The 15,173-nt window shown below is 69.6% G+C and carries 12 protein-coding genes; 5 read left to right on the plus strand and 7 right to left on the minus strand.

Annotation, left to right across the window (positions count from 1 at the left end):
- Positions 1 to 4: 4 nt before the first annotated feature.
- The 4 genes from nrfD to OG811_RS27235 form a co-directional block, all read right to left on the minus strand.
- Positions 5 to 1,171: an NrfD/PsrC family molybdoenzyme membrane anchor subunit gene (gene nrfD, locus OG811_RS27220; RefSeq protein ID WP_406069778.1), complete on the minus strand. Its 1,167-nt coding sequence runs from the start codon at positions 1,169 to 1,171 to the stop codon at positions 5 to 7.
- A complete protein-coding gene (locus OG811_RS27225; protein ID WP_406075941.1) occupies positions 1,168 to 2,109 on the minus strand; it encodes a 4Fe-4S dicluster domain-containing protein in 942 nt (313 codons plus the stop codon). Before OG811_RS27225 ends, nrfD begins: the two co-directional genes overlap by 4 nt.
- Positions 2,102 to 5,407: a formate dehydrogenase gene (gene fdh, locus OG811_RS27230; RefSeq protein ID WP_406069780.1), complete on the minus strand. Its 3,306-nt coding sequence runs from the start codon at positions 5,405 to 5,407 to the stop codon at positions 2,102 to 2,104. Before fdh ends, OG811_RS27225 begins: the two co-directional genes overlap by 8 nt.
- 603 nt (positions 5,408 to 6,010) lie before the next feature.
- Positions 6,011 to 6,565 (minus strand): hypothetical protein, encoded by a 555-nt coding sequence (locus OG811_RS27235; protein ID WP_406069781.1) that lies wholly within the window; start codon positions 6,563 to 6,565, stop codon positions 6,011 to 6,013.
- Positions 6,566 to 7,335: 770 nt separating this feature from the next.
- Between OG811_RS27235 and OG811_RS27240 the strand changes: the two genes are divergently transcribed.
- Complete coding sequence (locus OG811_RS27240) at positions 7,336 to 7,677, plus strand: hypothetical protein (protein WP_406069782.1); 342 nt, start codon at positions 7,336 to 7,338, stop codon at positions 7,675 to 7,677.
- A complete protein-coding gene (locus tag OG811_RS27245) occupies positions 7,674 to 8,333 on the plus strand; it encodes a nucleotidyl transferase AbiEii/AbiGii toxin family protein (RefSeq protein WP_406069784.1) in 660 nt (219 codons plus the stop codon). The genes OG811_RS27240 and OG811_RS27245 overlap by 4 nt, the downstream gene beginning before the upstream one ends.
- 68 nt (positions 8,334 to 8,401) lie before the next feature.
- Here the strand turns inward: OG811_RS27245 and OG811_RS27250 are convergent, their stop codons facing one another.
- Positions 8,402 to 9,307, minus strand: a complete 906-nt coding sequence (locus OG811_RS27250; protein ID WP_406069786.1) for an SDR family oxidoreductase — start codon at positions 9,305 to 9,307, stop codon at positions 8,402 to 8,404.
- A 158-nt stretch (positions 9,308 to 9,465) separates the two neighbouring features.
- On the opposite strand from OG811_RS27250, the gene OG811_RS27255 reads away from it, so the two are divergent.
- A complete protein-coding gene (locus OG811_RS27255) occupies positions 9,466 to 11,256 on the plus strand; it encodes a bifunctional metallophosphatase/5'-nucleotidase (protein WP_406069787.1) in 1,791 nt (596 codons plus the stop codon).
- 103 nt (positions 11,257 to 11,359) lie between these two features.
- On the opposite strand, the gene OG811_RS27260 is transcribed toward OG811_RS27255, so the two are convergent.
- On the minus strand, positions 11,360 to 12,490 hold the full coding sequence (locus OG811_RS27260) for a geranylgeranyl reductase family protein (protein ID WP_406069789.1): 1,131 nt from the start codon (positions 12,488 to 12,490) through the stop codon (positions 11,360 to 11,362).
- Positions 12,491 to 12,651: 161 nt separating this feature from the next.
- Between OG811_RS27260 and OG811_RS27265 the strand changes: the two genes are divergently transcribed.
- Together OG811_RS27265 and OG811_RS27270 are read left to right on the plus strand one after the other, a co-directional pair.
- Entirely contained in the window at positions 12,652 to 12,888 is a 237-nt protein-coding gene (locus OG811_RS27265; protein ID WP_406069790.1) for a hypothetical protein, read from the plus strand.
- Between the two features lie 85 nt (positions 12,889 to 12,973).
- Positions 12,974 to 14,416 (plus strand): MFS transporter, encoded by a 1,443-nt coding sequence (locus tag OG811_RS27270; protein ID WP_406069791.1) that lies wholly within the window; start codon positions 12,974 to 12,976, stop codon positions 14,414 to 14,416.
- Positions 14,417 to 14,490: 74 nt separating this feature from the next.
- Here OG811_RS27270 and OG811_RS27275 read toward each other — a convergent pair whose 3' ends face one another.
- Complete coding sequence (locus OG811_RS27275; RefSeq protein ID WP_406069793.1) at positions 14,491 to 15,075, minus strand: hypothetical protein; 585 nt, start codon at positions 15,073 to 15,075, stop codon at positions 14,491 to 14,493.
- Positions 15,076 to 15,173 lie beyond the last annotated feature (98 nt).

Genomic DNA, 15,173 nt, shown 5'->3' on the forward strand with positions numbered 1-15,173 from the left:
TCGATCACACTGCGGGCGGGACCGCCCGATCAGATGGAAGATCCATGCCGGTCCGCCGGGCGTCGACCCGCTCGCGTTGCGGCACCACCGTGTACCGAGGGTCGCGGGCGGAGGCTACGCCGCCGTAGAAGATGCCGAACCGGGTCACCACCGACGCGGCCAGCAGCGCCGCACCGGACAACCCGCTGACCACCCGGCTGCGCCGGCCGAGCAGAGCCCCGGCGACCCCGCCAGTGGTCAGCAGCCGGCCGGCGCGCAGCAGCTGACCGGGCCGGCCCAGCCGGTAGGGCTCGCTGAGCAGGCCGAGTCGGGTCTCCACCCGGTGCGCGCCGTACAGCTCCAGGGCCGCGCCGGCCACCGCCATCCGCCGGGCCGGCCCGGCCTGGGCCGGCGGCGCGGCGAGCAGACCCACGCCGGCGCCGCTGGCCAGCGCGCTGCCCGCGAAGATGACCGGCAACTCGGGGTACGCCTCGTGCCAGGACGGCACCGCCGTGTCGGCGAGCAGGACCCCCGTGTACGTGGCCAGCGCGGGCGCGGTGCCGGCGGCGAGCAGCCCAGCGGCGTGCCCGATCGCAGGCAACGCCCGGCCGGCCAACCCGAGCAGACCGTGGCGGGGCAGCCGACCGGTGGCCTCGGCGATCGCGGCGACCCCAGCGGCCGGCCCGTACGCGGTGAGGATCCAGGTGCCCACCGACATCGGAGAGGTCAGCTTGGCCACGCGGAGCATGTGATGAAACCGTGCCGGCCTGCCCAGGTCCTTGACCAGGAAGACAGCGCTGGCGCTGACGGCGGCCAGCGCGGTGACCCGACCAGCGCGACGCAGCGCGGGCCGCCCGGTGAGCTGCCCACCCGCGGCGAGCAGCGACGATCCGGCGGCCAGCCCGCCCGTGAACAGGTACGCGGCGATGTCCCACTTCCAGACCGGCGCCTTGAGAACGGGCCGACCGTAGTACGAGGTGAACTCGGCCTCCGGCACCCGCAACTCCTCGCCGCCGCCGCGACGTCTGCCCCGCCGTCCGGAGGCCTCGGTTTTCCGCTGCGGCTGCCCGGTCAGGCCGCCGCTCGCGGTCGTGGTCTGCTCGTCGTTCGCCTCTGCTCGGTCTCGACCATCGGCGGTGATCCGGTCCCGGAAGCGACGGAACCGGTCGCCCACCGGGGGCGGTGGCGTCATGAGGAACCTCCTACAAACGCGGCGACGGTCGCCGCCGCCATGGCGAGGGCGGCGAGGCCGGCACGCTTCCACATCTTCGGCAGGTCGCGGGTGGTCACGATCGGGTCGGGTGGCAACCCGTACACCTCCGGCTCGTCGAGGAGCAGGAAAAACGCCCCGTCACCACCCACACCATCGTTCGGGTCGTGCCCGTACAGCCGCGCCTCGGGCACTCCCCGCTCATGCAGGACCTCCACCCGTGCGGCGGCCCGCTCCCGCAGCTCGTCCAGTGGGCCGTACTGGATCGACTCGGTCGGGCACGCCTGGGCGCACGCCGGAGTCTGGCCCGCGCCGAGCCGGTCGTAGCACAGCGTGCACTTCCACGCCCGCCCGTCATCCTTACGCTGATCAATCACACCGTAGGGGCAGGCGGAGATGCAGTAGCCACAGCCGTTGCAGATGTCCTCCTGCACCACCACCGTCCCGAACTCCGTCCGGAACAGCGAACCCGTCGGACAGACGTCCAGGCAGGCCGCATGCGTGCAGTGCTTGCACACGTCCGACATCATCAGCCAGCGGAAATCGGTGCGCTCCTCGACGCCGGTGCCCCGACCCGGCGGCTGTGCACCCGGCATCCCGAGGAACTGCGGACCCGCGCCGGCGTCGGCCGGCGTACCCGCGAACGGCGGGGTGCGGTGCCCGGCCGGGCGGGGCTGCTCGATGAACGCGACGTGCCGCCACGAGTTCGCGGTCAACGCACCGGTGTTGTCGTACGACATGCCGAGCAGGTCGAGGCCGCTCTGCGGGACGCCGTTCCACTCCTTGCACGCGACCTCGCAGGCCTTGCAGCCGATGCAGACGCTGGTGTCGGTGAAGAACCCCATCCGCGGCGGCGCCGACGACCAACCGGCGTCCGGTGCCGGGTCGAGCGGCCCGTACAGGCTGTTCGGATCAGGAATCACCGCGCGCCTTTCCCTCGCTGTCGGTAGTGACCGCCGGGGCGTTCTGGCCCGGCTTGATCCCGGCGCGCCGCTGGTAGTCGGCGACCAGGTCGAGCAACGCCGGACCGGTGGGACGACGCCCAGGTCGGACGTCGCAGGTGCCGACCTTGCTCTCCTGGATCAGGACGTTCGGGTCCAGGCTGATCCCGAACAGGTCGTTGGCCGAGTCACCCGTCACCAGACCCTCGAAACCGAAGTGGTACGGCAACCAGACCTGGTGGATGATCCGACCGTCCACGCGCAGCGGGGCGAGCCGGTCGGTCACCAACACCTTCGCCTCGATCACCGCACGACCGCTGACCAGGTACGCCCAACTTAGATGGTCGAGGCCGCGCTCGACCGCCAGTTCGGGCGACACCTCGACGAACATCTCCGGTTGCAACTCGGCCAGCGGCGACACGGTACGGCTCATCCCACCGGCGGTGTGGTGCTCGGTGAGCCGGCTGACCGTGAACACGTACGGGAACACCTGACTGTGCTCCTGCGGCGGGCTCGGGTTCACCGAGTTCACCGGGTGCGCGTACATCTTGCGGGTCGGGTTGGCCTGCTGCCCGTAGAGGGGGTTCCGCACGGGTGACTCGACCGGCTCGTAGTGGGTTGGCAGCGGGCCGTCCAGGACGCCGCTGGGCGCGTACAGCCAGCCCTTGCCGTCGCCCTGCATGACGAACGGGTCGTCGCCGGCGATGCCCTCCGTCCCGGACGCGCCGGGTGGCGGCCGGTACGACGGCGGTTTGGTCTTCTCGAAGTCCGGCACGTCGTAGCCGGTCCACTCGCCCTTGTCCGGATCCCACCAGACGTAGCGCTTGCGCTCACTCCACGGGTTGCCGTCCGGGTCGGCGGACGCACGGTTGTAGAGGATGCGACGGTTCGCCGGCCAGGCCCAGCCCCACTCGGCGGCCACCCAGTCCTGCTCGTGTCGGGACTTGCGCCGGGCGGCCTGGTTGACGCCGTCCGCGTACACACCGGTGTAAATCCAGCAACCGATCGCGGTGGAGCCGTCCGCGCGCGCCTCGGCGAAACTGGACAACGGCTTTCCGCTCGCCACGTCGTACCCGTTGATCTCACGCAGCACCGACTCGGCGCTCGGCTCCGCGCGCGGACCGTGCGTGGGGTAGTCCCAGGTGAGGTCAAGCAGCGCACGGTCGCGCGGCAGTGTTGAGCCGGCCAGCTTCTCCCGCAGCCGGCGCCCCAGGTGGTAGAAGAACCACAGCTCGGAGCGGGCGTCGCCCGCGGGCTCGACGGCTTTCTCCCGCCACTGCAACAGGCGCTGGGTCTGGGTGAAGGTCCCCTCCTTCTCCACATGGGAGGCGGCGGGCAAAAAGAACACCTCCGTGCGGCACTCCTCGGGCACGATCTCGCCGGTGGCCACCTCGGGGCCGTTCTGCCAGAACGTCGCGCTTTCGATCATGAACAGGTCCCGGACGACCAACCAGTCGAGGTTGGCCATCCCGAGCCGCTGCGCACGACCGTGCGCCGAGCCGACCGCCGGGTTCTGACCCAGCAGGAAGTACCCCTTGATCTTGCCGTCGATCATGTTGAGCACCTGTTGGTAGGTGCCGTGATCGCCAGTCATCCGGGGCAGGTAGCCGTAGCAGTAGTCGTTCTCCGGCGTCGCCGCGTCACCCCAGTACGCTTTCAGCAGGCTGGTGGCGAACGACCGCGCGTTGCCCCAGAACCCCTTCTGACCCGGGTGCCGGATGCTGTCCACCCACTCGTCGAAGGTCGGGTGCTTGGCGTGGTGCGGCATCGGCAGGTAGCCCGGAAGCAGATTGAACAACGTCGGGATATCAGTGGAGCCCTGGATGCTGGCGTGCCCGCGCAGCGCCATGACCCCGCCACCCGGGCGGCCCATGTTGCCGAGCAACAGCTGGATGATCGCGCCCGTACGGATGTACTGCACGCCAACGCTGTGCTGCGTCCAGCCCACCGAATAGATCAGCATTCCGGTGCGTTCCCGACCGGAGTTCTCCGTCCACGCCTGAGCCAGTTCGAGGAACTTGTCCTGCGGGATGCCGCAGACCCGCTCCACCATCTCCGGCGTGTAGCGGGAAAAGTGTCGCTTGAGGATCTGGTAGACGCAGCGCGGATGCTGCAACGTCTCGTCACGCCGGGCCTGCCCGCTCACCTGCGCGCCGTGCGACTCGTGCGCCAGCCCCGCGGCGCTGTCCCGCTCCTGGGCGGTGTGCCCACTACCGGACGAGCCCTCGTGCCCCTCGTACTGCCAGCTGTCCTGCACGTAGGTGCCGGTCTCCGGGTCGAACCCGGAGAAGAAGCCGTCGCCGTCCTCGGTGTCGCTGAACTCCTCGCTGACGATCGTCGCCGCGTTGGTGTACGACAGCACGTACTCCCGGAAGTCCCGCTCGTTGTCCAGGATGTAGCGCACCACCCCACCGAGCAGCGCGATGTCCGTGCCCGCACGGATCGGCAGGTACGCGTCCGCCACCGCACTCGTCCGGGTGAACCGCGGGTCGACGTGGAAAACCTTCGCGCCGCGACGCTTGGCCTCCATCACCCACTGGAAACCCACCGGATGGGCCTCAGCCATGTTCGAACCCTGAATGACGATGACGTCAGCGTTGGCGATGTCCTGCTGGAAATCCGTCGCACCGCCACGACCGAAGCTGGCCCCCAGACCGGGGACGGTGGCGGAGTGTCAAATACGGGCCTGGTTCTCGATCTGGAGCGCCCCCATCGCGGTGAACAACTTCTTGATGAGGTAGTTCTCCTCGTTGTCCAGCGTCGCCCCACCCAGACTGGAAAAGCCCAGCGTCCGGTTGAGCGGCCGGCCCTGCGTGTCGACATCCTCCCAGGTCTGCTCGCGAGCCGCGAGCATCCGATCCGCGATCATGTCGAGCGCGGTGTCGAGCTCCAGGTCCTCCCACTGCGTCGAATACGGACTGCGGTAACGGACCTTCGTCTGCCGCAACGGGCTCGTCACCAGACTCTTACTCGCCGCGCCCTTCGGACAAAGCCGACCCCGCGAGATCGGGCTGTCCGGGTCGCCCTCGATCTGACTGACCTGCCCGTCCTTCACGTACACCCGCTGGCCACAACCCACCGCGCAGTACGGGCACACCGAACGGGCCACGCTGTCGGCATCCTCAGTACGGGCGGTCAGCCCCGCAGAACGGGCGGACTGCGCCGCGACGCCCCGGCCGAGCGGGTCGGTGCCGGTCAGCTGACGGTAGACCGGCCAACCCTCGATGAAGGTACGCAGCCCCACGCCTCGACACCCCTTCCACGCGAGCGACCCCATGAACATAGGCCAGCTGAGACATCTTCGCGAGCGGGGAAAACAGACAGCGCCGCCCCCGGCCGGTGGGCCGGGGGCGGCGCTGGTGTCGGTGTGCAGGTCGCCTCTCGGCGAGTGGCACGACGCGGCTCCAGCCGAACGGTATTCCGCGAAGGCGATATTAGGTGAGGCCCGGGGACACTGAGTCACACCGACACCCTCCACAACCAGCCTCGACCCCACCTTGTTCCCCCACGCCCGCGGGCCGCCCCGAGCCCGCGCCACCCCGACAGCCCCGACGCCGTGCCGCCCTACCGCCGCGCCGCCCCCTGCCCCAACCCCGCGCCGCCTACGCCCGCGCCACCGCGCCACCCCACGAGCCCACCGCCGGGCTATGGGTCGGTGGGGCCGGGGCAGGGCGGTGCGGCCGGAGGCTGTGCGGGGGTTGGCAATCGCCGACGGGCGACCCTGTTCACCGCCAGCACGTCACCCGCACCCACAACCACCGCGAGACCTGACAACCTCAGGGGTACGCCGCTGGCCGGCACCCCGGGGTGGGGTGCCGGCCAGCGGTCGGTGTTCTGCGGTGGTGCTTGTGGGTGCTTGTGCGGGGTCAACTGTTCCGGGTCAGCTGTTCCAGTGCTGGGCGACGAGGTCGGCGGCCTGCTGCTCCCACTGGGCGTAGGCGTCGGGGTAGGCGGAGACCTGCACGGTCTGCGCGGCCTTGGTCAGGGGCATGTCCTGCCACCCGTCGACCTGCTTCAAACCCTTGAGGAACGCGGTCGTGGAGTACTCGGGGTCGGTGATCTGCTCCGGGGTACCCCAACCCGAGCTCGGGCGCTGCTGGAACAGGCCCAACGAGTCGTGGTCGTTGCGGTCGCCGAGGTGGCCCAGGTTCTCCAGCTTCGACTCCTGGAAACTGGTGGCGATCGAGATGACCGCGGCACGCTCGGACAGACCGGCCTTCTTCGTCGCGGCGATGATCGCCTTGACGTTCGCGATCTGCTCATCGTTCAGCGGGATGCGGGACTGCTCGCCCTGCGGCTTGGCCGTCTGCACGGCCACGGCGGCGGGCTTGGCGTCAACCGGGTTGGCGTGAGCGGCGATCGGACCGGCGAAGACACCACCGGCGAACGCGAGACCAGCAACAGACAGCACGCTCTTACGAATGATCGTGTTCATGAGGATCCAGCTCCTTCGGGGGTAAGAACACCCACCCACCGATAGGGATCGGTGGTGTGCGGGTGTGAGCACCTCGTCCGGCGCTACAAGAACAAAAGGGGGAAAGGTCTGCGGGGTGGACGCCTACGGTGACTCGGCGTCCGGGGTCGGCGACCTACAAGCGGGGGCTCGTGGGCGCCGGGGTCGGCGACGAGCGGAGAGCTCGTGGCTCCGGGGTTCAGGTGTAACGACCGGGGGGCCGGGGTCATTCCGGGGGTGGCCCAACCCTCGGCACCCTCGTGGAGGCGGTGGCCGGGTGGTCGTTCGCGGGGACTGCAACGACCGGGCGAGGCCCGGCATTCCAACCCGGGGCCCGGCGTTCCAACCCCGGGGTGGGGTGGCGGGCCGGTGGTGCTGCGATCGTCAGGGTATGTAACGACCCCGGGCCCGCCACGATTCCGGCCCACCGGTGCGACCGGTCACAACCCACAACCACCCTCGGCGAGACAAAACCGCCCACAAAGCCGAACAAGCGGGCCTCAGACCACCCGCCCCAGGCATGATCCACTCACCTTCACGGATACCGGCGTATCCGGCCGTTCGGACACCCGGGTATCACGGAAACCGAGTCCGCCACGAACAGGCCGACCGCGCCAGATCCCCCAAATCAGGAAACATCGCGACGGAGTCTGAACGCTACGGCCGCAGGTAGCCCGCTGGCGCGGACCCGCGAGCAACGCGCTGGGATCGTCTTGAGCGACACCGGATCCGGCGGGCGTTACCCTGACACCATGCAGGCCGTCTCCCCCACCGCGACCGGCGTGGCCTTCCTGGCACGCCCGGGTCGCCCTGCCGTGGTGGCGAGGACGCTCGCCGAGCTGGCCGGCCCCACCCGGGGTGTGGTGGAGCTACCGGTGCGGTTGATGTGGAACGCCGAGCGCACCTTCGACCTTGGCGACCCCGACCAGCTGCTCTGGATGTACGAGAACGTGCTCCGCGAGACCACCCGCGCCGAGGATCTGCGCGTTCTGATCAACGGGCAGGCGCTGCGCCGGGTGTGGCGACTGCTCAACCTCCCTCGGGGCGTACGCCAGGCCTGGGAGAGCCGGCACCGCGGCCTGCGCGCGGCGTGATCGGCCCTCATCTGCACGAGTTCTACCGGGAGGTGGCCCGGGTGGCGCTGGCCGCCGCCGGGCCGTACCGGTTCGTGTTGGGTGGCGGGGTGGCCTGGGCGGCGCACGGGTTGGTGGCCCGTCCGACGGAGGACGTCGACCTCTTCGCAGACGTGGAGGGCGCTGCCGCAGCGGCGTCCGCCGGAGTGCGCCTGGCGTTGGAGCGGGCTGGGTTCAGCGTCACCGATGCTGACCCGGACAGTGAGCTGGCCGAGCTGTTCGACGGGTACGACCAGGACATGAAGGACTTCGTGGTGAGCCGTGACGGGCGGCAGATCCGGCTCAGCCTCGCCCGGTTGGACCGTCAGCAGAGTCCGGTGGTGATGGACCTCGGCCCGGTGATGGACGTCCGTGACCTGGTGGCCAACAAGATCGCGGCGTTGGTCAACCGGCGGGAGGTCCGTGACTTCATCGACGTGGCGGCGGCGCTGGAGCACTACGACGTGACCGAGTTGTTGGTGCTGGCACGGCAGATCGACCCCGCGCTGGATCCGGCGGACGTGCGAGCCGCCGGCCGTTACCTGGACCGGCTGTCCGACCAGCGTTTCGGCCGTTACGACCTGGACACCGCCGACGTCGCCCAGATCCGGCAGCGCTTCGCCGCATGGCCACGCTGACCAAGAAACCGCACGAGCGAACCGCGGCGCCGGGCGGGCACCCCGAACAGCGCCCGCCCGGCGACGAATCACCTGGTCAGTCGACCGCCCGTGACCCCCAGGATCTCGCCGGTGACATAGCTGGACTCCTGCGAGGCGAAGAAGACGTACGCGGGGGCGAGCTCCGCCGGCTGGCCGGGGCGACCCTCCGGGGTGTCGGTGCCGAACTGTTTCACCTTGTCCTGCGGCATGGTGGCCGGGATGAGCGGCGTCCAGACCGGGCCGGGTGCGACCGCGTTGACCCGGATGCCCTGCTTGGCCAGGTCGATGGCGAGGGCCTTGGTGAAGTTGGCGATCCCCGCCTTGGTGGTGGCGTAGTCCAACAGCTGCGGCGACGGGTCGAACGCCTGGATCGACGACGTGTTGATGATCGCCGACCCCTCGGCCAGGTGGGGAATGGCGGCCTTGCAGAGCCAGAACAGGGCGTACAGGTTGGTCTTGAACACCCGGTCGAGTTGCTCGGTGCTGATTCCGAGGATCCCCTTGTCCTGCGACATCTGGTAAGCCGCGTTGTTGACCAGGATGTCGATGCCGCCCAGGTCGCGCACCGCCCGATCGACCAACTGCTGGCAGTGCGCCTCGTCGGTGATGTCGCCGCGCACCGCGATGCCCCGCCGGCCGGCGTCCTCGACCAACCGGAGGGTCTCCTGGGCGTCGGCGTCCTCCTCCTCGCTCAGATACGAGATGAGCACGTCCGCGCCCTCCCGGGAGAAGGCGAGCGCGACCGCTCGGCCGATCCCCGAGTCACCACCGGTGATCAGCGCCCGCTTGCCGTCGAGTTTGCCGCAGCCCCGGTACGACTCCTCACCGTGGTCTGGCTTCGGGTTCATGTTTTTGGTCAAGCCGGGCGCTGACTGCTGCTGAGTGGGTTGGCCGGACTGCTGACCGTACTGGCTGGTCGGATCCTGTTGGGTGTGCTGGTCGCTCACGGACATCTCCTCGCGCTGCGCGGAAGCAGGTTCCTACCGCCCTACCCTGCGACCGCTTGCGGAAACGCGGTGACGATCAGGGCTGGCGTGGCGGGAGTGCCCGCTGCTGGCTATGGTGCGCGAGGCGCCCACGAAGCGCGTCCACCCCCATGGAAAGGCACGCCATGACCTCTCCCTCCGGCCCGTCGCGTCGTCAGGTGCTCGCCGCCGCGGCCGCGGCGGCGAGCACCCCGCTGATCGCCGCCGCCCCCGCGCAGGCGGCCGGTGCGGCCCGGTCACGCACCTGGGACCTCACCCTCCTGGGCACGTCGGACACTCACGGCAACGTCCACAACTGGGACTACTACCGCGACGCCGAGTACGACGACAGCAAGCAGAACGACATCGGCGTCGCGAAGCTGGCGACCCTGATCAACCAGATCCGTCGGGAGCGGCGCGGCAAGGCGACGCTGGTGCTCGACGCTGGCGACACCATCCAGGGCACTCCGCTGGCCACGTACTACGCCAAACAGGAACCGATCACCGCTACCGGGGAGAAGCACCCGATGGCCCGGGCGATGAACATCATCGACTACGACGCGGTGACGCTGGGCAACCACGAGTTCAACTACGGTCTGCCGTTGCTGGACCTGTGGATCCGTCAGCTCGGCTTCCCGGCGCTCGCCGCGAACGCGGTCAACGCGAAGACCGGCAAGCCAGCCTTCCTGCCGTACGTCATCAAGAAGGTCTCCCTCGGTTTCGCCGCGCCGACCCTGCGGGTCGGCATTCTGGGGCTCACCAACCCCGGTGTGGCCATCTGGGACAAGGGCAACGTCGAGGGCAAGCTGCGCTTCGACGACATGGTGGCGACCGCCGCGAAGTGGGTGCCGATCATGCGTGCCCGTGGCGCGGACCTCGTGCTGATCTCCGCGCACGGCGGTGACAGCGGCACCTCCAGTTACGGCCCGGAGCTGCCGAACGAGAACCCGGTCGCCCTGATCGCCCAGCAGGTGCCGGGGATCGACGCGATCCTCTTCGGGCACGCGCACAACGAGGTGGTCGAGCGGTTCGTCACCAACGAGCGGACCGGTGCGCAGGTGCTGCTCTCCGAGCCGTCGAAGTGGGGCCAGCGGCTCACCCGGATGGATTTCACCCTCGCCCGTGAGCGTGGCCGGTGGACGATCACCAAGAAGGCCGCGACCATGCTGAACACCAACACGGTTGTCGAGGACCCGAAGGTGCTCGCCGCCGTGCGGACCCAACATCAGAAGACCGTGGCGTACGTCAACCAGGTGGTCGCAAAGTCCACGGTGGAGTTGTCGGCGGCGGAGTCGCGGTACAGGGACACCCCGATTCTGGACTTCATCAATCACGTGCAAACCGAGGTGGTCGGCGCGGCGCTGATCGGCACCGCGTACGCGGACCTGCCGGTGCTGTCGATCGCGGCACCGTTCAGCCGTACCGCGGTCTTTCCCGCCGGTGCCGTCAAGATCCGCGACGTGGCCGGGCTGTACGTGTACGACAACACCCTTGAGGCGGTCGTGCTCAGCGGCGCCGAGGTGCGCGCGTACCTGGAGTACTCGGCGAAGTACTTCCGCACCCTCGCCCCGGGTGCCACGGTCGACCCGGAGCAGATCAACGACCCGGCGGTGCCGGACTACAACTACGACGTCTTCTCCGGCCTGGACTACGACATCGACATCTCGAAGCCGGTCGGGCAGCGGATCACCCGACTGGTGCTGACCGGCACCGACACCCCGGTGGCCGACAACGCCCAGTTCGTGGTGGCGGTGAACAACTACCGGCGCAGCGGTGGCGGCAACTTCCCCGGCATCGTGAAGACCCAGGTGTACAACGCGCAGCAGGAGATCCGTCAGCTGCTCATCGACTGGGCGCAGGTCAAGGGGACGATCGACCCTGCCGACTTCTTCCAGCCCAACTGGCGGCTGGTACGCGAGGGCGTGCCGGTCTTCTGACCTCAGCACATCGCAGACGGGCCGTGGGTGGTGACCCCCGCGGCCCGTCTGCGCGTGCGCACACCCTGTAAGGCGTCCTAGGATCCTGGGTGACAGCGCTGAGCTAGCGCGAGGTGGGTAGCCGGTCGAGCACCGCGAGGGCTGCCCGGATCGGCCGACGCCGCAGCATCTCGTCGAAGCTCGCCCGCCCCTGGCAGAACTGGACGAACATCCGCCAGCCCGGCGTCGTCGCCAACAGGGCGTGGAACACGTCCGGACGGCGGGTGAAAACGTCGAGCAGCCGGGACCCGGCCCGCATCTCCGGCACCAGGCGCTCGGCAACCGCCCGCTCGTACCCGGCCAGCTCACCGTCGACGACCGCGGCACCGGCCAGCTCACCGGAGCGCAACGAGAAGCTGATGCCCTCCCGGCTCCACGGCTCCAGCAGCCCCGCCGCATCCCCCACGACCAGCACCCGGCCGTTGCGCAACGGCGAATCCTCCGCACGGCACCGGGTCAGGTGACCGGAGTCGTGCTCCGCCGGCAACCCGGTCAGCCCCAACCGGTCGACGAACCGCCGCAGGTAGTCCCGGGTCCCCTCCCCCGCGCCCCGACCGGCGATCACACCAACGGTCAACCGGTCACCCTTGGGGAAGACCCAGGCGTACGAGCCCGGCATCGCACCCCAGTCCAGCAGCAGCCGCCCTCGCCACCGTTCCTGCTCGGCGGGCGGCACCGGGATCTCCAACTCCAGACCCAGGTCCACCTGCCGGTACCGAACCCCCACGTGCCGGGCCGTCACCCCCGAGGAGCCGTCCGCCCCGATCACCGCGCGGGCCGCGATCGTCGTACCGTCGGCCAGCCGCAGGCGTACCCCCTCGGGGTCCTGCTCGATCGCGCGGACCGCAACCCGCTCCCGCATCTGCGCGCCGGCGGCGACCGCCGCCGCGCGCAGCCGATCGTCGAACTCCTCACGGCGCACCATGGTGACCACTGGACCGTCGTTGCGGCGGGTGAACTCCCGGCGGCCGTCGCGGGTGAACGTGACACGGTCCACCCGGTCGTGCGCGGGCACCTCGATCCGATCCTGAACGGCCGCCAGGGAGGTGCCGATCAGGCCACCACCACACGTCTTGTATCGCGGGTGCGCGGCTCGCTCGACAACCAGGGTGCGAACACCCGCGCGGGCAGCGACGTACGCCGCGGAGAGCCCGGCGGGGCCAGCGCCGACGATGACGAGATCCCAAACGATCACGAAAGCAGCTTAGGGCACCGCCGGACGCCCGAAACTCCCCGCCACAGCGGGCCCCGCGCACCGCACCGATCGCCCGATCGGGTGTGCATTTTCAGTCACCGAGGGGGTAAACGGGTCCGGGCAACCGCCGCCGCGATGGCGGACGAGCAGAGGAGGAAACCATGCAGCAGGTGCAACTGTCGGAGGCCGAGCAACGGGTGTACCAGGCAGTCACCACCCTTGAGGCACGCGGGCAGGTGCCCTACCCGGACCTGATCGCCGAGGCGTCCGGGCTGACCGAGGAGCAGGTGGGCAGCCCCCTGCATCTGCTCACCGAGAAGGGTCTGCTGCACCGCGAGGATTCGCCGATGGCCGGCCTCGACTTCGGCCCCCGGTTCTGCTCCCGCCAGATGGCGTGACCCGCGGAACCATCCGAGACGATTCACCCCCCGGCGACCCGGGTAGCGACCAGCAATGCGTGATCGACGGTCAACGGGGGGCACGATGAGTGCGGCACAAACGCCGCAGCCGGTGGACGCGGCCGAAAATCGGCGGCGCTGGCAGGCTGTTGGCGTCGGGTTGGTCGCCGCGTTCATGACGCTGCTCGACGTGAGCATTGTCAACGTCGCGGTGCCGTCCATCGACCGGGCGCTGCACGCTTCGCCGAGCGACCTGCAGTGGATCCTTTCCGGGTACGCGCTCACCTTCGGCCTGGCACTGGTGCCCGCCGGCCGTTTCGGCGACGCCCGCGGTCGGCGCAACGCGTTCGTCTTCGGCATCGCACTGTTCACCGTGACCAGCGCGCTCGCCGGCCTCGCCCCCTCCCCGACGTGGCTGGTCATCGCCCGACTGCTTCAGGGCGCCGCCGCCGGCATCGTCAACCCGCAGGTCATCGGGCTGATCCAGCAACTCTTCCGGGGGCCGGAACGGGCCCGCCCGTTCGGGCTGCTCGGTGCCACCATCGGTATCTCCACCGCCGTCGGGCCGCTGCTCGGCGGGCTGCTCATCGCCATCGGCGGCGAAGAACAAGGGTGGCGGTGGGTTTTCTTCGTCAACGTGCCGGTCGGCATCATCGCGGTGATTCTCGGCTGGCGCCTGCTGCCCGCCCGCCCCGCTGGTCAGCGCGGCTGGCATCGACTCGACCCGGTCGGCATCCTGCTGCTCGGCGTCGGCGTGGTCCTCGTCCTGTTGCCGCTGGTGCAGGAGCAGCAGTGGCAGACCCCGTGGAAATGGGCGTTCATCCCGGCCGGGCTGGCGGTGCTGGTCGCCTTCGGGCTCTGGGAGCGACGGTACGCACGCCACTACCAACCCCTGTTCGACCTTCGGCTGTTCAGCTTCCAGTCGTACACCCTCGGGTCGCTCATCGCGCTGATCTATTTCGGTGGCTTCACCGCGATCTTCTTCATCTTCACGCTCTACCTGCAGAACGGCCTCGGCTACAGCGCGCTCATCTCCGGCATGGCCATCACCCCGTTCGCCCTCGGCTCGGCAGCCGCGTCCGCGCTGGGTGGCCGAATCGTCAACCGCTTCGGTCGACCACTGGTCGGTCTCGGTCTGCTCGCCGTGGTGATCGGGCTGACGGCAACGGTGGTCGCGCTGCGCCTCGCGCCGGACGCCCCCGCGCCCTGGGTAACCGCCGGCCCACTGCTCATCGCCGGGATCGGCAGCGGCCTGGTGATTGCTCCCAATCAGACACTCACCCTCGCCGAGGTGCCGGTGGCGCAGGCCGGTAGTGGCGCGGGCATGCTCCAGACCGGTCAGCGAATCGGAGCCGCCGCCGGCATCGCCGCCGTCGGCTCGGTGTTCTTCTCGTCGCTGACCGGCAGCCGCGGCAACTGGACCGCCGCCTTCGAACGCTCCCTCATGCTGGCCACCGGCATCATCGTGCTCGCGCTGATCGCCGCGCTGATCGACATTTTCCGCACCCACAACCACCGCAACACCTGACAACCCCAGGGGTACGCCGCTGGCCGGCACCCCTCGTTTGGGGTGCCGGCCAGCGGTCGGTGTGGTGCGGTGGGTCAGCTGTTCCAGTGCTGGCTGACGAGGTCGGCGGCCTGCTGCTCCCACTGGGCGTAGGCGTCGGGGTAGGCGGAGACCTGGACGGTCTGTGCGGCCTTGGTCAGGGGCATGTCCTGCCACCCGTCGACCTGCTTCAGGCCCTTGAGGAACGCGGTGGTGGAGTACTCGGGGTTGGTGATCTGCTCCGGGGTACCCCAGCCCGAGCTCGGGCGCTGCTGGAACAGGCCCAGCGAGTCGTGGTCGTTGCGGTCGCCGAGGTGGCCCAGGTTCTCCAGCTTCGACTCCTGGAAGCTGGTGGCGATGGAGATGACCGCGGCGCGTTCGGGCAGACCGGCCTTCTTCGTCGCGGCGATGATCGCCTTGACGTTCGCGATCTGCTCATCGTTCAGCGGGATGCGGGACTGCTTGCCCTGGGTGCCGTGCGGGATCAGCTTGCTCGTGTCCGGCTTGTCAGCCTGCACCGCCACCGCGGCGGGCTTGGCGTCGACCGGGTTGGCGTGGGCGGCGATCGGACCGGCGAAGACACCACCGGCGAACGCGAGACCAGCAACGGACAGCACGCTCTTACGAATGATCGTGTTCATGAGGATTTAGCTCCTTCGGGGGTAAGGACACCCACCCACCGGGGGTCGGTGGTGTGCGGGTGTGAGCACCTCGTCCGGCGCTGCAGGTACAAGGGGGG

Source organism: Micromonospora sp. NBC_01638, from assembly GCF_045209745.1.
Lineage (GTDB): Bacteria > Actinomycetota > Actinomycetes > Mycobacteriales > Micromonosporaceae > Micromonospora.